The sequence below is a fragment of the Streptomyces sp. BK239 genome, assembly GCF_004217285.1.
Lineage (GTDB): Bacteria > Actinomycetota > Actinomycetes > Streptomycetales > Streptomycetaceae > Streptomyces.
The window spans coordinates 771,394-791,941 of the sequence record NZ_SHKS01000001.1; the positions used below are offsets into that span (position 1 = coordinate 771,394).

A 20,548-nucleotide genomic window follows, 5' to 3' on the forward strand; every position below is an offset into this window, starting at 1 on the left:
CTGAAGCGATCCGGCAGGAGCGGCAAGCGTGAAGTTCGACGCGCTGATCAACGAGGGTGAGTACTTCCCGTCCTTCTACCTGGACGAAATCCTGCCCAAGCAGCTCAAGTCGGGCCGCCTGAAGGAGTGGGCGGCCGAGGAGCGACAGGGGCGCCCCACGCCCCGGCAGGGGCTGCGCGACCTCACCGGGCCCTATCTCGACGTACGGCTCACCGTGGGCGGTGAGGCGGAGAAGTTCAACGTGCTGCCCGACCCGGGGGCCGTCGCCGCCCAGCAGACGGCGGCCGACGCGCTCAAGGCGCACAGTGGTGCTGAGGAGCCTCCCGGTTTCCAACCCTCCGGTCCTCGCGAGTACGGCGGCAGCCCGGAGGAGGTGTGGCGTGCGGGCCTGGACGCCTGGCACGGACGCGTCCTGCGGGCCCTCGGCTTCACACCGAACCCCGGCCATCTCACCGTGCACGGCGCTGCCGGTCCCGTCGCCGTCCCCGTGGCCCACCACGAGCCGGGTGTCGCCGTCCTGACCGGGGGCTTCGCCGACGACATCGCCGGCGCCCGCGCCGAGGGCTCCGCCAACCGCCTGCCCGCGCCCGTCCGTGTCGCCTCGGGCAAGACCCTCACCACCGTCACGGATCTTGCGGCCTGGCTGCTCGCCGACCCGGCCGCGCCGCGTTACGCGCTGCTCCTGTTCGGCGGGGTGATGGTCCTCGCCGACCGCGAGAATTACGCCCGCGGACGTCATCTCGCGGTGAGCCTGGAGGTCGCCCTGCCCCGCAAGGGCGTCAAGGGTGCGAGCGCGGGCGAACTCGAAGTGATCGCCGCCCTGTTCGGCGCCCCGTCGCTCCGCCCGGCGGCGGACGGCGGGGACGACGACATCGCCCGCCTGGTGTCGGAGTCCCGCGACCATTCCGTCGGTGTGACCAACGACCTGCGCGAGGGCCTGAAGAAGTCCGTCCAGCTGATCGCCAACGAGGTCCTGGAACTCGCCCGCGACAAGGGTGTCCATCCCGACGACCTCCAGGAGTGGCTGCCGGAGACGCTCACCGACCCGGACGTCCTCCCGCGCGTGCTCACCAAGGAGTCGCTGCGCTATCTCTATCGCGTCCTCTTCCTCCTTTACGCCGAGGCCCGCCCCGAGCTGGACATCCTTCCCATGAAGAGCGAGGAGTACGTCGAGGGGTACAGCGTGGCCCGGCTGCGGGAGCTGGTGGTCCAGGAGAAGCTGTCCAGTGCCTCCAGGGACCGCCATCACTTCCACGACTCGTTGGCGCTGCTATTCGACAAGGTCTTCACCGGCCACCCGGTGGCCGACACGATCACTTCGCGCGAGGCACCACGGCAGGATGTGACCGAGCGGGAGGCCGCCGAACTCGCCGAGGACGACGGCTACGAGGGCGTACGCATCGAGGCCCTGAAGTCCCGGCTCTTCGACCCGAAGTCGATAAAGCTCGTCGACCAGGTGATCACCCACCCCGACGACCCCGCCCGCTGCCTCGACCTGCGGCTGCGCAACAAGGTCCTGCACCAGGTACTGCGCAACCTGACGGTCGTGGAGGGCCGTGGGCGGGGCGGACGCGGCGGCTTCATCTCCTACGCCAACCTGAGCATCAACCACCTCGGGGCGGTGTACGAGGGCCTGATGTCGTACACGGGGTTCGTCGCCGACGAGCCGCTGTACGAGGTCGCCAAGGGCGGTGATCCCAGCGGGGGTTCATGGCTGATCAAGGCCAGTCAGGTCGCGTCGGGCCGGTATCCGGACGGCCCGGACGACAGCGTGTTCGTCGCCACGGAGCTGAATCCGCAGACGAACGAGCGGGTTCCGGTGCCGCGCAAGGTCGGCACGTACGTGTACCGGCTGGCCGGCCGAGACCGCCAGACCAGCGCCTCCTACTACACGCCGGAGTCCCTGACCCAGGCCACGGTCGAGCAGACCCTGCGGTTCCGGCTCGACGAGAAGGGCGAAGTCGACCCAAAGGAACCGGAGAGCGCGTGGGTCAACGCGGCGGACGTGCTGCGCTGGCGGGTGTGCGAACCGGCCCTCGGGTCCGGGGCGTTCCTCAACGAAGCCGTCAACCAGCTCGCCGAGCTGTATCTGCGGCTCGCCCAGCGCGAGCGGGGCGTCGAGATCGACCCCGAGGACTACCAGCGCGAGTTGCAGAAGGTGAAGGCGTACATCGCGCTGCACAACGCTTACGGCGTCGACCTGAACGAGACCGCCGTCGAACTCGCCGAGATCTCCCTGTGGTTGAACACCATGTACCAGGGCATGAAGGCGCCTTGGTACGGCCTTCACCTCCACCGCGGCAACTCGCTGATCGGCGCGGCCCGGAAGGTGTATCCGGGCCAGTCGCTGAGCAAGGGCGGCTGGCTGACGACCAAGGACCCGCAGCGGCCCCGGCATGTCCCGCTCGGCGAGAAGCTGAAGGCGCGGGAGGTCCATCAGTTCCTGCTGCCCGCGATGGGATGGGGGTCGATCGGGGAGAAGGTCGGCGTCCGAACCCTGAAGAAGGGGACGCCGGAGGAGACGGTGAAGGCCGTTGTCGACGGGGATGTCGTCGACTGGCTGGAGCCGGAGCTGGTCGAGGCCATGCGCAAGTGGCGGTCGGCCATGCGGAGGAATCCGAAGGGGGGCCCTCCGAAGAAGGACACCGTCCCGAAGCAGAAGGCCGCGCCTACGCCAGAGGAACTGGCCGACAGGGACGCCGAGTTGGGACAAGGGGCGTTCGATCTCGGGCTGGGGATCTGGGAACAGGCCACCCTGGGGGAGGCCGTCGGCGGCTCGGGTTCTGGGTCTGGGTCTGGGTCGGCACGGGCGGTGGCTTCGGCGGACGAGGACTGGGATCCCAAGGGGACGACCCAGACCGGACGGTTGATCAAGCTCGCCCGGCGGGTCGAGTACCTGTGGGACCTGGTCGTGATGCGGCTGACGCTGTCCGAGCAGGAGATCTCACGGCATGTCGATGTCTGGGGCGCGGCGGTTCCGCGGGACGGTCAGGGCGGCCGGGGGTCGATGGACCGGGACGCGGTCCTGGAGGCGCTGCATCGCAAGGGCACGCCCTACTGGCGGCTCAAGCAGGTCATGGACGCGTGGTGTGCGCTGTGGTTCTGGCCGCTGGAGGAGATCGGACTGCTCGACGGCTCGGACGATTTCCAGTACCGGCCGGGTGGTGAGGACCGCACCGCGCTCAGGAAGGACGACCCCCGGCGGACGGTGCCGCTGCGGTCCCTGGAGGACTGGCTGGAGTTCGCCGAGGCCGTGGTCGGGCGGGTGGACGTCGACACGGGGGAGGGGGAGCAGGGGTCGTTCCTGTCCTTTGAGGGCGTCAAGAGCCTGGATGAGCTTGACGACAAGGAGCGCGAACTCGATCAGAAGATGATCGAGACGCTGGCGTGGGCGCGTCCGACAGACCTGGGCTCGACGTTTCCCTGGTACGGGGCGGTCGTGCGGATTGCTGAGGAACGGGGTTTCTTTCACTGGGAGTTGGACTTCGCGCACGTTTTCAGCGAGGGCGGGTTCGACTTGATGGTGGGGAATCCGCCGTGGGTCAAACAGGAGTGGAAGGAGAGCGGGGTCCTCGCCGAGTTCGAGCCGTGGTTCGAGCTGGCGGAGAAGCCGAGCAATGAGGCTTGGGATGAGCGCAAGGCTGAGGTGATGGGCTGGCCGGGGGCTCGGCCGGCCTTCATGGGGGAGCTGGCGGACCACGCGGCGATGGCCGAGTTCCTGGCGTCGGTGGATACGTACCCCGAGCTGGTGGGAACGCAGCCGGATCTGTATCGGGCGTTCATGTTGTTGGGGTGGCGGGCTGTGGGGGAGCGGGGGACGGCTGGGCTGATTCATCCGTCCACCCATCTGACGGGTGCGAAGGAGGGGGTGCTGCGCAGCGCGGCCTACCGGCACTTGCGGTTCCATGCAGACTTCACCAACGAGCTGCTCATCTTCGCCAACCCGGTGGGCAACAGCAGCCACTTCAGCGTCAATGTGTACGGCAGGGACAAGGACATTCAGTTCCAGCACATGAGCTGGCTTCTGCATCCGAGCGTGCTGGTCAAGTCCCTTCGGCACGATGGCAAGGGCGTGGTGCCGGGTGTGAAGGATCGGGGTAAGTGGGATCTGCGGCCGCACCAAGACAGAATCATCACGGTAGATGAGGCCCGTCTCGCCGAGTGGCGTGCCCTGGCAGGCGAGGAGACCCCGCCGCCGGTGGAGCAGGCCAAGCTGCTCTACCCCGTGACCCGGTCGGAGGAATCAGCCGTCAGGGCACTCGCGATGTGGCCGCACCGGCTTGCCGCACTAGGCCCGCGTATCAGTAGAGGCTTCGACGAGAAAAACGACCGGACAGCTGGTTACTTCTCTTGGATCCCCGGCCCGGTCATCGCCTGGCAGGACGTCATCCTCCAGGGGCCATTGATCAACATCGCCACGCCGTATCACAAGCAGCCTCCTGAGGGGGGCTCGAAGAGCATGCGTGACTACGAGGCCTGGAACCATCTGAACTTGGCGGCGGATGCGGTGCCGCGCACGAACTACCGGCGCGCAAAAAGCTGTTCGATCGCCGATTACTACGCGGCCCTCGCCCGGCGCACCTGGACTGACGGGGAGCTGCTCGACGCGCTACGGACTGACGAGCGGGTGGCTGACGTCCTCCGGGAGCTGTCCGACGACGAGGACGAGCGGCGAGCGCTGCTCGGAGGCTGGGCGCGCCGCCCGTACTCGCGCTTCTACCGGTTGGCATGGCGCCGACAGATCGCTTCGAACACCGAGCGCAGCCTGTTCGCCGCGCTGATCCCACCCGGACCGGCTCACGTCCACATGATGCACAGTGCTGCGCTGGCGACCAACCGAGAGACCGCGCTCACCGCCGGCTTCTGGGCGTCCCTGCCGCTGGACTACTTCCTGCGGGCCACTGGCCGTTCCGACCTTCAGAAGGGCGAGGCCGAGGTCATGCCCGCTCCGACGGCTGGCCACCCTTTGGAGCAGGCCCTCCTCCTCCGCACCCTCCGCCTCAACTGCCAAACCGACGCCTACGCTCGCCTCTGGAACGAGCTCTACGCCTCCAACTGGCAACAGGACACATGGGCCGCCTCCACACGCTGGCCCGACACCACACCCCCGCTATCCGAAGGCGTATGCGACATCTGGACCCGCGACACCCCTCTCCGGACGGAGTTCGCCCGCCGGGCGGCACTCGTCGAGATCGACGCCCTTGTCGCGGTCTGGCTCGGCATCAGCGCCGACGAGCTGGTGGCGATGTACGACGCCAGGTTCCCCGTACTCCAGCAGTACGAGGAGAACATGTGGTTTGACACGACCGGCCGTCGCATCGCGAAGGCTCACCAGCAGCACGGCTACGGCCAGCCCAAGGACGCCTGGAAGGAACTGAGTTCACACGAGGAGTTCCCAGAGAAGGCCAACGTCCCGCCCGGCTACACCGGCCCCCTCTACCGAGCCCACCGCAGGAAGGAAATGCGGGCCGCCCACGCCGAGTTCACTCGCCGCCTGAACGAGGCCGGCTGACCGGACACCCCACCCGCACGAGAGCCCTGCCGTCCAACAGGAAGCGGCAGGGCTCTCGCGACCGTACGAACGTCAGACCAGCCCGACGAACCCCGCCCACGCCTCACGCGACACCGTCAGCATGGGCCCGGCCTCGGCCTTGGAGTCCCGGACGTGCACAACTGCCGTACCGGCCGCGACCTCTACACACTGGCCGCCCTCGGTTCCGCTGTAGCTGCTCTTGAACCAGGCGAGGCCGGATACGACGGTCGAGGATTCAGCGTTGTTCATAGCGATCCCAGCAATCCTTCGATGAACCTCATTGACTCTCGCGGAGTGAGAGCCTGTGATCGGATGATCCCATAACGGGCAGCGGCGAGAACCGCCTGTTCCGGGTCAGTCTCAAGAGCACTGGTGGCATGCGTCTCGGCGTACACGAACTTCTTGCCGTCCTTGCGCGTGACGACCGTGAACGGCCCGTTCACGCCCGCGTTGTCTTCACAGTCGATCGGCATGACCTGAATCTCGACGTTCCGCTTCTCGCCGATCAGAAGCAGATGCTCCAGTTGCCCCCGCAGCACATCCTCGCCGCCGTACCGATGCCGCAACACCGCCTCATCCATCACGAAGCTCAACAGCGGCGCCGGTCGCCGGTCGAAGATGTCGTGTCGGGCCAGCCGTGCGGCTACCCGCTGCTCGATGGTCTCCTGGTCCAGGGGCGGACGGCGCATGGCGAGCAGGGCCCTCATGTACTCCTCGCTCTGGAGGAGGCCGTTGACGACATGCGCGTCGTACATGAGCAGCTCAAGGCACTCCTTCTCCAACGCCGCCATCCCCTGAAAGAACACCGGATACTGAGCCTTCTCCACCTCCTCCTTCCACACGCGCAACATCCCCTCCGCCCCGAGCACTTCATCGGCCGTGTCGATCGTCCTCGGCGACGGAATCCTCCGCCCCTGCTCGAACGATGCGACCGTCGACGCCGAGTACCCGATCCGCCGCCCGAACTCCTCCCTGTCCATTCCCGCCCGCACCCGCAGCGTCTTCATGGTCAGCCCGAACGCGACGACGAGCCCCTTCCCGGCCCCCTCCTCCGGTCGCCGCCCGCCACCGTCGTCGTTCTCCCACCCGTCCCCGAGGCTCACGACCCCGCCCGCCTCACCCCCGGCGTCCGGAACGACCCCGTTCCCAGCCGTCGTACCCGCCGTACGCTCAGTCATCGACCACCGCCTCCCTGGCCCAACGCCCGCACACCTGCCGCCGTGACGCCGCGCGCCTCGTACTCGTGGAGACACCGCACGTACAGCCGGTCCGCGTCGGTGCGTCACCGCTGGTCACGCTACGCGACCGGCGACACCGTTGTCGGCATGACGACCAAACCCGCGGGCTCCACCCGCACCACCCAACCCACCGCTCCGGCACGCACCTTCGAGATGCGCTTCACCTCCACACCGCGAGGAGCCCGCCTCGCCCGCCGCCTCACAGCTCTCCGCTTGGACGCATGGGGCATCCCGTACGGCACCGGCTCGCACGACACCCTCGTGCTGATCGCCGCCGAGCTCACCGCGAACGCCGTACGGCACGGCCACGTCCCCGGCCGGGACTTCCACCTCCGCGTGCACATCCCGGCCGACGGCCGTACCGTCCACATCGAAGTCACCGACACCCGCGCCGAACACCTGCCCCGCCGCCCCGCCACCGCCCCGGAAACCGGCGGCACGAAAGAGACCGGTCGCGGGCTGCTCCTCGTATCACGTCTGGCCACCCGCTGGGACTGGCACCCGCGCCCGGACGGGCCCGGCAAGACGGTCTGGGCGGAGTACGAGCTTCCGAGCCCGTCGGCCCTTGTCAGCTCGGCTCGTGACTGACCAGCCGTTCCAGCATTCGCTCCAGCGGCTGGTTGTCGCCCCGGAAGCTCTTGATCGATGCTTCCCGGTTCTCTTCGGCGCCCAGCGCGGCCCAGTTGATCAACCAGCCCGCCTGTCTGCTCAGTTCGGCCAGGAAGGCACGCTGGGTGCGGCCGTTGCCCTCGCGGAAGGGGTGCAACGCGTTGACGTCGCCGTAGAGTTCGACGACCGCGCGGACGAAATCGCCGCGGGCCAGACCACGAAAGCGGTCGGCTGCGGCGAGTCGGCCGAAGACCTCCGCCGCGTAAGAGGTGAGGTTCTGGACCGGGCAGAACGGCGTGTCCTTCGAGATGTCCACCGTGCGCAGCTCGCCAGCCCAGTCGTACAGGTCGCCGAAGATCCTGGCGTGGAAGCGGCATAAGTGCGCCAGGTCGAACTCCCCGGGCGGGGCCTGTTCGCTGACCTGGAGAAGCCGCGCGCGCGTGATGTCGGCCTCGGCGGCGGCGAGCGCTACGGCGTCGGTGATGTCGAGGCGGTTGCGCAGGACGCCGTTCGGCAGAACGTACGGGTCGGTCATCCAGCTTCCCGGCGGGTCTTGGGATGGTGCCGGGCCAGGGCGCGGTCGACCATCTCCTCGGCAGACAAAGAGCCGCGTACGAAGGCTTCGGCGTCCTGATCGGACGCGGCTGTCGGCCGGAGGCCCTCGGCGGCCAGGGAACCCGTGGCGGATTCGACCGCCTCCCTGCGGGTGGCGCGGCCCGTCAGGCTCTCGTACGCCTCGATCGAGAGGAGGACGCCCTGCGCCTTGCGGTGGGCCCCGATCAGCACGGGTTCCGCCTCCGGGCCGGCCTCGGCCAGCTCGGCCAGTATCCGCGACAGGCCGCTGCGGGCGTCGCTCACGGTGACGATCTCAGGTACGCGCATAACCTCACTCTACCGAGAACCGGGACAGAATTCTGTACAGGATTCAGTACAGAAAGAAGTGTGGTTCATAGCCGCATCTCCAGGCGCTCTGTCAGTCCCTCCTCGTAGAGTGGGACGTGATCAATTCTGATCAGCCGGGCGACATCGGTAGACAGGGGGCCGGGGCACGCCATGCGACCCACACTCGCGGCGCAGACATTGCGCGATACGACGGTCGAATATCTGACCACGACCTTCGCGCTGGCCGAGCCCGACACCCAGGAGGCGCTGGAGGACTTCCTGACCGATCCGGCCGACGGGCTCTTCCGGGGGCCGTATCTGAGGATCCGGCGGCCCTTCCGGCCCGCCGCGGACGGGTGGCAGCGGCATCTGGACTGGTATCCGGCCGACTTCCCGCCGCCGTACGCCCATCAGGCGGAGGCGTTCGCCCGGCTCAGCAGCAAGGACGGGCACCGGCCTCAGCCGACGCTCGTGACCACCGGTACCGGGTCCGGCAAGACGGAGTCCTTCCTCATCCCCGTACTCGATCACTGCCGTCGGGAGAGGGAAGCCGGGAAGGCGGGCATCAAGGCAATCCTGCTGTATCCGATGAACGCGCTCGCCGGCGACCAGGCGGACCGTCTCGGCGACCAGTTGGAGGACGGCCGTCTGCGGGAGGTCACGGCCGGGCTGTACATCGGCGAGGCCTCGGCGCGGGGGAGTGCGCCGTACAAACGGGTGATGGTCGACCGGGCCGAGATCCGCCGCAACCCGCCGGACGTCCTGATCACCAACTACAAGATGCTGGACCTGCTGCTCCAGCGGCAGCAGGACGCCCCCCTGTGGCGGGACGCGGACCTCGCGTATGTCGTGATCGACGAGTTCCACACCTATGACGGTGCGCAGGGCACGGACGTGGCGATGCTGCTGCGGCGGCTCGCGGCCGTCGTGGGTGCCGCCGAGGACGGGCGGCCGCTCGGGTCGATCTGTCCCGTGGCGACCTCCGCGACCCTCGGTTCCGGGACCGCGGCGGGTGGGCCTCGCGCCATGCTGAACGTGGCCTCCCAGGTGTTCGGGACGCGCTTCCCGGACGACGCGGTGGTGGGGGAGGACCGGCGGGACGTCGAGGAGTTCCTGTCCGGCGTCGATCACTCCCTGCCCCTGCCGTCTCCCGAGGAACTCGCCGCCCTGCCCGATCCCGCGAGGACACCGGACGGCCTGGACACCATCGCCCGCGCGACCGTCGGATGCGACACCGCCGATCCGCGTGAGCTGGGGCGACGGCTGCTGGCCCATCCCCTCACCCATGCGCTGCTGCGCTCGAAGGACGCGCCCCTGACGGCGGGCGCGGCGCTCCAGGCGTTCCCCGACGCCTCGGCCTGGCGCGCGGCGGCCGAGCAGGACCCGGAGACCGCCGCCACCGCCCTGGCCCGTTTCGTCGCGCTCATCTCGGTGGCCCGCGACCCCAAGGCGCCCGCCGACGCCGAGCGGCCACTGCTCCTCGTTGAGACGCACCTGTGGCTGCGGTCGCTCTCGCGCGTACTCCGGTTCGTCGCACCCCAGCCGGTGTTCTCCTGGTCCGACGCCGACCAGGCCGCCCTCAGCGAGACCGCTGGACCGGCTGCCGATGCCGACCGTGCGGACGCCGAACGACGGGCCCTGAGCGTGGCCGCCCAGGTCGAGCGACGGCGCCGGGTCCAGCGGTCCGGGCGACTGCCCGCCGCCTACTGCCGGCACTGCGGGCGCTCCGGCTGGTCGGCGATCTGCCCCGACCGCAATCCGCAGAACCTGGTGCACGCGCCGGACGAGATCTACCGTGCCAGCGTGGCCGGCGGGGCCGCCAAGGGCCGGGTCCGGGCGATGATCGCCGCCACGCCGGCCGAGGCCGCCGAGCAGGCCCGTGCCATCCGGGCGCGCCGGGCGGCCCGTCGTGCCCGTCGGGGCGCCGCGCACGACGCGACCCTGTTGGTCCTGGAGGACAACGGCAAGGCATTGCGCCGGCTCGACCCGGACGAGGTCCTGCTCGACGATGACCGGATCGCCCCGGCGCCCGAGAACGGCGTCTATGTGTGGACCTGGTTCGACAACCAGGAACAGAGTGACTACGCCAAGCAGGACCGCTGCCCGGCCTGCGGTCAGGCCCAGGGCATCCGCTTCCTCGGTGCCGGTGTCGCCCCGCTCGCCTCCGTCGTCGTCACCCAGCTGTTCACCGGTGGCGAGCTGCCGAGCGAGGACGAGCACAAGCGCGATCGGCGCAAGACACTGATCTTCAATGACTCGGTGCAGGATGCCGCCCACCGTGCCGGCTTCGTCGCCAGCCGGTCCTGGAAGTTCTCCCTGCGTTCCCTCATCCATGAGCAACTGACCGAACGCACCGGTGCCGAGACGCAGTTCGCGTTCGACGGCGTCCCGCTGAACGAACTGATCGCCTCCATGGTCGGCCGCGCCGCTGCCCCAGGGCAGCGACTGCTCGCCTCCGTCGTACCGCCCGACCTACACGATGTGGACCCGGTCAAGCGGCTGCTCGCGGGCAAGAAGCGCATCCCCGAGTCCACGTGGGAACTCGTCGGTGAGCGGCTCGCTTTCAACACCCTGCTGGAGTTCGGCCTCTACTCCCGCCTCGGCCGCACCCTGGAGCTCACCCGCACGGTCGCCGCCGAGGTCCACCTGCCCGACCCGGAGGCGGCGGCCAAGGCTGCGGAAGCCCTGTACCGAGTCCATCTGGAGAGGCAGCGGGCCAGGCAACTGCCGTTGGCCGCGGACCCGGAGGACGGCGAGAAGGAGCTCGTGCCGACCGAGGACGGTGCTGAGCGGCTGCGCTACTTCGAGGGGTACGTGCGCGGCCTCCTGGAACACATCCGCCAGATCGGCGGCATCAACCACAAGTGGCTGAAGGAGTTCATAGACGACGAAGGCCGCAACCGCCACTGGGTCTCCACGGGCCGTGCTCCCGGCATGCCCTCGTTCGGCCACCGCCGTGACTTCGAGGCCCCGGCATTCGTCCTCGTCGGCGCCGGTAGCGGGCGTACCGACTTCGAACGCGTGGACAGCAGGGACAGCTGGTACGCCGACTTCACCCGGCGGTGCCTCGGCCTGGACCGGGAGGCGGCAGGGGAGTACCTGGCCGAACTCTTCCAGGAACTCGCCCGCGACGACATCGGCGCCCTGGCTCGACGGCGGATCGACCAGGCGGACAGACAGCAGGGCCATGGCGTCTACGGGCTGACCCCGGGGCACATCAGGGTGCGGCCGCTCGATGACGCACAGACCGCGCTCGCCGCGCTCACCTGCCCCGAGTGCGGTTGGACCCAGACCGTGCCGCCCGAGCGGGCATCTGTCTGGCAGGGCACGCACTGCCCGCTCAAGCGCTGCGAGGGGACCCTCGCCCGGCCCTCGGAGGAGGCGGGCGGTCGTGCGGCTCGTGACTACCGCTCCGACTACTACCGGCGGCTGTACCGGGAGGCCGAGCCGTACAGCGTCGTCGCGGCCGAGCACACCGGTGTCCTGGCACGCAAGGAACGCGAGGAGGTCGAGAAGGGCTTCCGGCTGGGGCTGCGGCACACTGACCCCAACGTGCTGTCCTGCACTCCCACCCTCGAACTCGGCATCGACATCGGCCAGTTGGAAGCGGTCATCCTCGCCTCGCTGCCGCCGTCCACCGCGGGCTACGTGCAGCGGGTCGGCCGTGCGGGCCGCGCCACCGGCAACGCCTTCATGGTCACCCTGGCCGACACCAGCCCCCGGGCGCTGTACCACCTCGCCGAACCGCAGCACCTCATCGCCGGCCCCATCCTGCCCCCCGGCTGCTTCCTGTCCGCGGGGGAGCTGCTGTGCCGCCAGTACACCGCGTTCCTGATCGACCGGGCGGCCCGGGGCGCTCTGCCGGGGGTCATCCCCCTGCCCGACCGGACCACCCAGCTGGTGGGCCGGGAAGGATGGTTGAAGACGTTCCGCGACGCCACGAAGGGCCGCGTGGACCTCGCCGACGAGTTCCTGAGCCTGTTCCCCGAGATTGACGGGGTGCCCGGCTCCGGTGTTTCCCGAGACGCCCGCAAGACGTTGCGGCGCTACGCCGAGTACAAGCTGGCCGACGAACTGGACCGGGCCAGGGACGCCTGGGAGGAGGAGCGCGCCGAACTCGTCCGGCGCCGCGGCCTGATCAATGACGCGGCCGATTCACTCCAGGAACACGTGGAGGACGAGGCCCGCGAGAAGCGCAACCTGAACCGCGAAGCGGCCGGCGTGTCCAAGATCCTTCAGAAGATGGCCCAGTCGGACGCTCAGGGGTTCCTCGTCGAGCACGGGCTGCTGCCCAACTACAGTCTCGTCGAGGACGGCGTACGGCTGGAGGCTCAGCTCAGCTACAAGCAGCCCGCGCGGAAGGCACGTCCGGCCGGTGAGGCGGGTGCGGGTGAAGCACCCAAGGCCCGTTGGAGCAACGACCCGCGCACGTACGACCGCCCTGCCGAAGCCGCCCTCACCGAACTCGCCCCGGGCAACGCCTACTACGTCCGCGGCTACCGGCACGTCGTCGACGGCTTCGAACTCGGCCCCGTCCCCCAGGACTCGCCGGACGGCATGCCCGTCGGGCTCCGGACCTGGCGGGTTTGCAAGGAGTGCGGTCACGTCCGCACCGGCGACCGAGCCGAGGAGGACACCTCACCCTGTCCCCGCTGCGGCGGACCCGGGATCGGCGGGCGTACGGCCCTGTTCCGGGTGGTGGTCCCGCGCAAGGTCACCGCCCACGACAAACGGGACGACGCACGCATCGTCGACGACCATGAAAGCCGCACACGGACCCAATACACGACCGTCACCGCCGTCGACATCGACCCGGCCGACATCAAGCAGACCTGGCGGCATCAGAAGACCACCTTCGGTGTGGACCATGTGCGTGAGGCGGTCATCCGCCGCTTCAACCTCGGCAAGAGCCGCCACGGCAGGCGCAACGACACCTATTTCGCCGGCACCGAGGTGGCCATCACAGGGTTCACCGTGTGCCCGCGCTGCGGCGGCGCCACCGATCGTGAGGCCGGCCAAGGGCCCGCCCAGGACACGCTCAGCCAGTCCCTGCTCGGCCGGGCCGAACTCGCGCACCACCGGCCGTGGTGCGTCACCCGGCGCCGCGACAAGCAGGCCAGGCCGGAGGACGTCCCGGTCATCACCGCCACCGAGCACAGAACGGAAGCCCTGCGCATCCTGCTGCCGGCCGCCACGCTGAACGTCCCGGAACGCCTTGCCTCCTTCTCCGCCGCGCTCCACCTGGGCCTAGCGCTGCGCTATGGCGGCGACCCCGCCCATATCCGCTCCGCCCCCGCCACCGAGCCCGACCGCGAGAGCGACCTCACCCGCAACTACCTCGTCCTGTACGACGCCCTGCCCGGGGGCACCGGCTACCTACAGCGCCTCGTCGACCGCGACGGGGAAGAGTTCCGGGCCGTATTGGCGGCCGCCCAGCAGGAGTTGCGGGCCTGCCCCTGCAAGGACACCCCGAGCCGCCCCGCCTGCCACCGCTGTCTGCTGGGCTATGGCCCCGAGCGGGAGTACAAGGACCTCAACCGGCAAGAAGCCCTGTGGATGCTGGACAGTCTGCTGGGCGCCGACGGCAGCAGCGGATGGGATGTCCGCAAGGACGCTGTCGACGCCGAACTCCGCTTCGCCGACCAGGCCGAAAGTGACCTGGAGCGGAGGTTCATCGAATGCCTCGACCGCTGGCTCGCGATCCCCGGCAACGCGGCCGACGCGGGCCACGCCTCGACACCCACCGGACGGGACGGCAAGCAGTTCACCCTCACCCGACCCGACGGCAGCCCCGTCCACTGGGAGGTCGTCGCCCAGAAGGACCTGCACGGCTACCGCACCCGCCCGGACCTGCTGTTCCGGCCCGTCGCCGGGGACACCACCACTGATGGAGCCCCGCCCCTGCCCATCGCCGTCTATCTGGACGGATACCGCTGGCACGCCTCGTCCCGCACCAACCGGATAGCCTCCGATGCGGCCAAGCGGGCCCGGCTGCGCGCCGACGGGATACTCGTCTGGCAGATCACCTGGGACGACGTGGCGACCTGGGACCGTACCTTGAAGGGCGAGGCGGCACGTGACCCGGACGCCTCGGCCGATCCCCTCGACGCCGTCATCGCGGGCCGTGCCGCCGACGCAGCCTGGCCGCCGTACGACGTGACCTCGGTCGCGGGCCCCGGCGCGATGGTGCGCGAGCAATGGCGCACCGCACGGCGCGACCCCGCGGAGATCGACGCCCTCCTGTTCGCCGGGGCGATCCCTTCTCTGCTGGGATTCCTGCGCGACCCGCGGCTGAACAAGTGGCAGCAGCTGGCGACACTCGCCGTCAGCGCACCCGCCGCCCAGCGCAGGCGCGACCTGGTCGACGCGGACCCGGTCAAGGCCGTCGGCTGGATCGAGGCCGCCCTCCGCGACGAGCCCACTCCTGCGGTGTCGGGCCAGGGGCTCAAGCTGCTTCCTTTCCGGGATGGTTCGGGGCTGCCGCTCGTCCTCGCCGGAGCCCGGCGCCCGGACGGCAAGGGGCTGCGGTGGAGCGCGCTCGCCGTTCTAGACGACCGGCCTGAGGTCGTCGAGGGCGACCGGGACGACCATCGTCGGCGGTGGAAGGCGTGGCTGTGCTGGGGCAACGTCATCCAGTTCCTCGATCCCACCGGAACCGGTCAGGCCGACGGCATCGCCCTGGCCCGCACCACGCTCGACACCTTCGACGCGGCGCTGCTCGCCGCCACGGCCGGACCGGTCAGTGGGCTGCTGGCTGCACTGCGCGACGAGGCTCCGCGTACGGGCCTGGGCCTGCCCGAGGATGGACCGGACCTGCGCGAGGACCGCGCCGGGGGATCGGAGCCGGTACCCGAACAGGTGGATGAGATGACCCCGTTGGAGCGAACCGCCTGGGAACTCGTCCTTGAGGAACTGAAAAAGTGGGGCGACCCGGAAGTCGCAGCGCTCGGCGAAGCCCTGGCCGGCCGCGGAGACGTCCCGGCGGGCAAAGCGAGCTGGGACGTCGAAGGCGTGTCACGCACGGTGGAACTCGCCTGGCCCGGCCCTAAGATCGGAATCGTCCTGGCGGAGGATGCCGAGGACGCGGATTACATGGCCCGGTGCTCGGCGGCCGGCTGGCAGGTGCGCGCGCCGCAGGGCTGGGACGTGGAGGAACTCGCCCTTCTGGTGGGCGAGGAGGGGGGCGCGGGATGAGCTACGGGGCAGGAGCGGGTCGTCCGGGGAGTTGGGTCAGGACACGGGTCCAGGTCAATCGCCAGGCGCACGGAGACCTGGAACACCGGGATCCGGCCGTGGCGGACGCGGTGGGAGACTTCGTCCAGCGTCTTCGCGACAACCGGAACAACCGAGCCCTGCGCCTGTCGTTCCTGCGCAAGGCGGGCGACAACGGAGACCTGTTCCTCGCGCATCCCGACACCCACTGCATGGTGCTCCTCCTGTCGACCGACGGCGGCGACGAAATGCGGGTCCTCGCGGTACGGGACGGAGCACGGGCCCGCGACGAACTCGCCCGTCTCACCGTGGAGATCAATGCCGTTTCCGGGGCCGTGGAGGTCATCGATCAGAGCGAGGTCAGCGAGAACGTCGTCGCCCTGCCGGACCGGGCCACCCCGCTCTTCGCCGCGTACGACGACCAGACTCTGATCGACCTCGGCGTCATCCACTCGCTGCTGCCGGCCGTTCGCAAGGTCACCACGGACGAGCAGTTCGCGAAGCTCCTCACGCACAATCTCCCCGAACTCACTCGCGACGTCCTGCTCGCCCTGCGCGACCACGTCGAACCCGATGACGTACGTCGGCACATCACCGACGAGTGGCGTGCCGACGACCATGTCGACACCCATGACTGGGCCCGGGCGGCCAGGCGACCCGTCTCCCAGGCGGAGACGGACGACGACGCCGTCCTCGGCGCGCTGGGGCGCAGCTTCGACGCCTGGCGGCTCTTCCTCCACCCCGAGCAACAGCGGCTCGCCGTCGCTGACTTCAAGGGCTCGGCGAAGGTGACGGGAGGCCCTGGCACCGGCAAGACCGTCGTCGCCCTGCACCGCGTACGCCACCTCGTCGACCGGCTGCCACCCGGCCACTCCCGCCCGGTGCTGCTCACCACCTATAACACCAACCTCGCTCGCGACCTCGAGGAGCGGCTGCGCCTGCTGGGTGGCGACGAACTGCTGCGCCGCGTCGACGTCAAGTGCGTCGACGCGCTCGCCCACGAGATCGTCCGGGAGTCCCGTGCGGAGGTGGGACAGCCGCTGGGTGACGACGCGGCCATGAACCTGTGGCACCTCGTACGCACCGAGGTGAACCTGCCGCAGTACGACGCCGACTTCCTGGACAGCGAGTTCAAGCACGTGATTCTCGCGAACCGATGCGGCTCCTGGGAGACCTACCGGCGCGTCGGCCGACCGGGACGGCCGCGTCTCGGCAACGCCCAGAAGCACGAGGTATGGCAACTCGTCCAGGCCTACAAGAACCACCTGGACACACCGCCGCGACGAACGACGTACGCGCTCATCGCCGACCAGGCGGCCGAACTCGAACAGCGACGCATGGCCCGCGTCGAGGATCAGGCACGCTACAAGGATGAACAGGGCGGCCGGGACCTCGTCCACCGGGAGGCAGGCAGCGGCATGTGGCTCAAGCCGCGCTACCAGCACATCGTGGTCGACGAGGCGCAGGACCTGTCCGCCTCGCACTGGCGGATGCTGCGTGCCATGGTCCGCAGAGGACCGAACGACATCTTCCTTGTCGGAGACGCCCACCAGCGCATCTACGGCAGCCGGGTCGTCCTCGGCCACCAGGGCATCGAGATCCGGGGCCGCGCTTCCCGCCGGCTGACTCTCAACTATCGCACCACTAGGCAGATTCTTGGTAGCGCCAACCGTCTGATCGACGGAGCCCCCTTCGACGACCTGGACGCCGGTACCGACACTCTTGACGGCTACCGGTCGGTGCTGACCGGGCTCGCGCCCCAGTTCTGGCGCGCACCCGACCGGCTGACCGAGATGCGCGCTGTGGCCACGCTCATCAAGGAGCGTCACGACACCCACGGCACGCCCTACTCGGCGATGGCGATCAGCGCCCCCGACCGGGACTCGGTCCTTGAGTTCGCCAACGTCCTCGTCAAAGAGTTTCACCTTCCGGCAGTGGAACTCGGCAAGGCAGGCGTGCGGTCCGATGCCGAGGGGGTGCGGATCGGAACCATGCACCGGTTCAAAGGGCTCGAATTTCAGCGCGTGTTCCTGACCTCCGTGGGTGACGGTCAGGTGCCGCACCAGCGCATCGAGCAGTACCGGGTCACGAACCCCGATCGCTACAAGCAGGAGGAACAGAAGGCTCGTTCCCTCGTGTTCGTCGCCGCCACTCGTGCGCGTGACGAGCTCGTCGTCACGTGGAGCGGCAGGGCCAGCCGATTCCTTCCGGCCGATGCGGACGAGATCGCCTACCGAGTCACGGACTTGCTCATGCAGGATGGACCGCCGTCGGGATCGGCCGCTGCGTGATGAACCAACCGGTAGAGGCCGGTTCGACGGCCTGCGACCGTGGTGACGGTGATTTCTCCTGCCGCCGCTGACGGCAGCCGGCCCCGCCACCGCCCGAGCGTGTCACCTCCGCTGAGCCGACGCCGCCGGATTGGGCACGCGTCGGTTGAACACCCACACCCCCTGCGACTGTGTGGCCCCCATGACCCTCCCCACGTCCCGCAGCCACGGATTCGCCCGCTGGAAGGGGGCGAAGTTGTCGTTGGAGACGATGACCCCGGCGACTTCGTGCGCGATGCTGATCACCAGCGCGTCGCCCCGGCCCTCGGTTCCGGCCGGGGGTTGTACGACGGTGCCGTCGGCGATCGCCGCCTCCACCCGGGGCCGTTCCTCCGGGGCCACATCGTGGCGCAGGGTGGCGTCGACCACCACATGGACGTCGCTGTCGGGGTGTTTGAACCGCAGCGACCGTACGGCGGCCTCCAGCGCCGCGAAACTCGGCTTGCCGCCCGCCGTACGCGGAGGCCGCCCGTTCCACGCGAGGTTGGATCCGTCGATGACGAGTGGTGGTGCGACCGCGGCCGCACCGGCCGTCGGGGCCGCGGAACGAGGAGGAGCAGGCTTGGCCACATTGTTGCTCCGCCCGTGCGAACCTGCGTGCTGGGGATGGGTCGGTGCGCTCGCGGGCCGGGCGGCCGGTGCGAGGGCGAGCAGCCGGTCGAGTTCCTTCTTCACCTCCGGCAGGACGTTCCCGTCCCCGAACACCTTCACCTCGCCGTCGAGGACGGCATCGCCGCTCTTCTGCAGGGTCGCCCTAACGGTCAGCAGGCCTTCTTTACTGTAGGTGTATTCCAGGTCGAAGACGCCGTCTTCCGCCTTGCACCGCTGGGGGTAGGTGAGGACCAGGTCGGTCAGTTTGACGTTGTCGGGGTGGTCGACCTCGCGGTCCGGGTCTCCCTCCCAGACCTCGACGGTCAGCTGGGAGACGTTGTCCTTCGTCGGCTCGTACGACTTCACGCGCTGTTGTGGCAGACGCTGGTTGCGGTCGATGAGGGCGCTGAACTTCCGCCTCCCCTGGCGATCCTTGGTGACCGTGCCCAAGGCGTGTGTGTTGACAACCCGGATGATGCTCTTCAGCTCGCCGTCCATGGCGGCGGCACTGATTGCCGCCCCCTCGGCCACCGCGGTCATCGGGTTGCACAAGGAGGTGTCCACGAGTTCGCAGTCGAGCGCCTCCGAGACCGCGGCGCGCACCGCCGGGATCTGGCTACTGCCGCCGATCATCAGCACGGCGGTGAGGTCCTGAGGGTCGATCCGGGCCTGCTCCAGGCATTCCTCCACCGGGTCGAGAGCCTTGTTGATGAGGTCCTGGATCGCGTCGGAGAACTCGTCCTGCCCGATCTCGACGGTGATGTCGTCGGGCGTCTGGATGCGGACCGAGTCCTGGTGGGAGAGGAGGATTTTGGCCCGCTCGATCTCCAGGGCGAACATCCGCTTCTCGGAATCGCTCCACCGCCCGCGCGCGGGTGCCCGGTCCAGGACCATACGGCGCAGCCGGGCGTCGATCTCCAGCCCGCCGAGCTGGTTGACGCCCCGGCTCGCCTTCTCGTCGAAGAACCCGTCGTCGTGCAGCAGGAGCGTGGCGTCCATCGTGCCGCCGCCCCAGTCGAACACCAGGAACTCCCCGTCGATCTCCATCTCGTGCGCGTACGCGATCGCCGCGGCCGTCGGCTCGTTCAGCAGGGTGCGCACCGTTAGGCCCGCGGCCCGCGCCGCCTCACGCGTACGGAAACGGGCCGCGCCGGTCGCGTTGGCGGGCACGGTGATGACCGCCTCGCGGATCTCGGTGGCGGCTTCCTCCTCCGCCGCCCCCGCTATGGCGTGGAAGACGCCCGCGGCGGCGGTGGTCGCGGCGAACCGTTCACCGCTCAGCTTGACGAAAGGCTCCTCGCGCAACATGCGCTTGCACGCCTCGACGGCCTGCTCGGACCGAAGTTTCGCCTCCCAGCCGAACAAGGTGCCCGGCCGCAGGGAACTGGTGCCGACGACCGACGGGTAGAGCAGCTCGAACCCCTCGCGCCTCCAGTTCGCGTCGAGGCCCTGGCCGCCGATCTCCAGGACCTCGACGTACTCGCCGTTCCACTGGGCCGCGACCGAGTTGGTGGTCCCGAAGTCGATTCCCGACGCCGTCATGCTTCCTCCCCCACCGTCACACCTGCCGGCCCGGCGACACGCCGCAGCTGACCCGCGAGGATGACCTTCCCTGTCAACTCGTCCACATATGCCGGACTCAGCAGTTCGAAGGCGTCTCCTTCGCCCTCCGTCACCACGAACCGGTCGCTCTCCTCGGGCTCCGTCACTCGTAGCAGACGCAGTTCCCGCAAGTGCGCCGTCATCGCGCCCTCGACGGTCTCGCTGCTGTCTCCCGCCCGGGACCAGAGCAGCGCGTCGATCTCGGCGAGCCGTCCGGCGAACTGGGCGCGGGTGCGGAACTCGTCCAGGACCGCCCTGCGCACCGCCGCGGTGAGCGCGCCGGCCGAGGGCACCTCGTCGGCCCCGGCAGCCTCCAGTGCCTCCGGTACGCGGGCCGCCACCCCCTTGATGATCGTCATCGCATCGATCGGATCGGGACGGGGAGGAGCTTCGACAGCGCCGGTCTCCGCGGGCTTGGCCAGGACATCAGCGTGCCGCTCCCGGCGGCGTTTCAGACCTCCGGGTTTGTGCGGTGCCGGTGCGCCCTGTGCCCCGGGCTGCGTCTGGCCGCACGCGGGGCACGGGCGGTGCGGTCGCTCGCTCTTGGGAAT

The 20,548-nt window shown here is 69.4% G+C and carries 10 protein-coding genes; 4 read left to right on the plus strand and 6 right to left on the minus strand.

Annotated elements, in window-relative coordinates; genetic code table 11:
• Positions 1 to 28 precede the first annotated feature (28 nt).
• Entirely contained in the window at positions 29 to 5,512 is a 5,484-nt protein-coding gene (locus EV567_RS03370) for an Eco57I restriction-modification methylase domain-containing protein (protein WP_130437044.1), read from the plus strand.
• Positions 5,513 to 5,584: 72 nt separating this feature from the next.
• Here the strand turns inward: EV567_RS03370 and EV567_RS03375 are convergent, their stop codons facing one another.
• Both EV567_RS03375 and EV567_RS03380 read right to left on the minus strand, forming a co-directional pair.
• Positions 5,585 to 5,782 (minus strand): DUF397 domain-containing protein, encoded by a 198-nt coding sequence (locus tag EV567_RS03375; protein ID WP_130437045.1) that lies wholly within the window; start codon positions 5,780 to 5,782, stop codon positions 5,585 to 5,587.
• A complete protein-coding gene (locus EV567_RS03380) occupies positions 5,779 to 6,711 on the minus strand; it encodes a helix-turn-helix transcriptional regulator (RefSeq protein WP_130437046.1) in 933 nt (310 codons plus the stop codon). Before EV567_RS03380 ends, EV567_RS03375 begins: the two co-directional genes overlap by 4 nt.
• A gap of 147 nt (positions 6,712 to 6,858) precedes the next feature.
• Between EV567_RS03380 and EV567_RS03385 the strand changes: the two genes are divergently transcribed.
• Complete coding sequence (locus EV567_RS03385) at positions 6,859 to 7,359, plus strand: ATP-binding protein (RefSeq protein ID WP_130437047.1); 501 nt, start codon at positions 6,859 to 6,861, stop codon at positions 7,357 to 7,359.
• Here EV567_RS03385 and EV567_RS03390 read toward each other — a convergent pair.
• Both EV567_RS03390 and EV567_RS03395 read right to left on the minus strand, forming a co-directional pair.
• Positions 7,340 to 7,915 carry a Fic family protein gene (locus EV567_RS03390; RefSeq protein WP_130437048.1) on the minus strand — a complete coding sequence of 192 codons (576 nt, stop codon included), beginning with the start codon at positions 7,913 to 7,915 and terminating at the stop codon, positions 7,340 to 7,342. The genes EV567_RS03385 and EV567_RS03390 overlap by 20 nt on opposite strands.
• Positions 7,912 to 8,262, minus strand: a complete 351-nt coding sequence (locus EV567_RS03395) for a type II toxin-antitoxin system Phd/YefM family antitoxin (RefSeq protein WP_130437049.1) — start codon at positions 8,260 to 8,262, stop codon at positions 7,912 to 7,914. The genes EV567_RS03390 and EV567_RS03395 overlap by 4 nt, the downstream gene beginning before the upstream one ends.
• A 171-nt stretch (positions 8,263 to 8,433) precedes the next feature.
• Between EV567_RS03395 and EV567_RS03400 the strand changes: the two genes are divergently transcribed.
• Positions 8,434 to 15,456: a DEAD/DEAH box helicase gene (locus tag EV567_RS03400; protein ID WP_130437050.1), complete on the plus strand. Its 7,023-nt coding sequence runs from the start codon at positions 8,434 to 8,436 to the stop codon at positions 15,454 to 15,456.
• A 98-nt stretch (positions 15,457 to 15,554) separates the two neighbouring features.
• On the plus strand, positions 15,555 to 17,765 hold the full coding sequence (locus tag EV567_RS03405; RefSeq protein WP_165430295.1) for a UvrD-helicase domain-containing protein: 2,211 nt from the start codon (positions 15,555 to 15,557) through the stop codon (positions 17,763 to 17,765).
• Positions 17,766 to 17,867: 102 nt separating this feature from the next.
• Here EV567_RS03405 and EV567_RS03410 read toward each other — a convergent pair whose 3' ends face one another.
• On the minus strand, positions 17,868 to 19,937 hold the full coding sequence (locus tag EV567_RS03410) for an Hsp70 family protein (RefSeq protein WP_130437052.1): 2,070 nt from the start codon (positions 19,935 to 19,937) through the stop codon (positions 17,868 to 17,870).
• Positions 19,934 to 20,356 carry a hypothetical protein gene (locus EV567_RS03415; protein ID WP_242620660.1) on the minus strand — a complete coding sequence of 141 codons (423 nt, stop codon included), beginning with the start codon at positions 20,354 to 20,356 and terminating at the stop codon, positions 19,934 to 19,936. Before EV567_RS03415 ends, EV567_RS03410 begins: the two co-directional genes overlap by 4 nt.
• Positions 20,357 to 20,548: the final 192 nt, after the last annotated feature.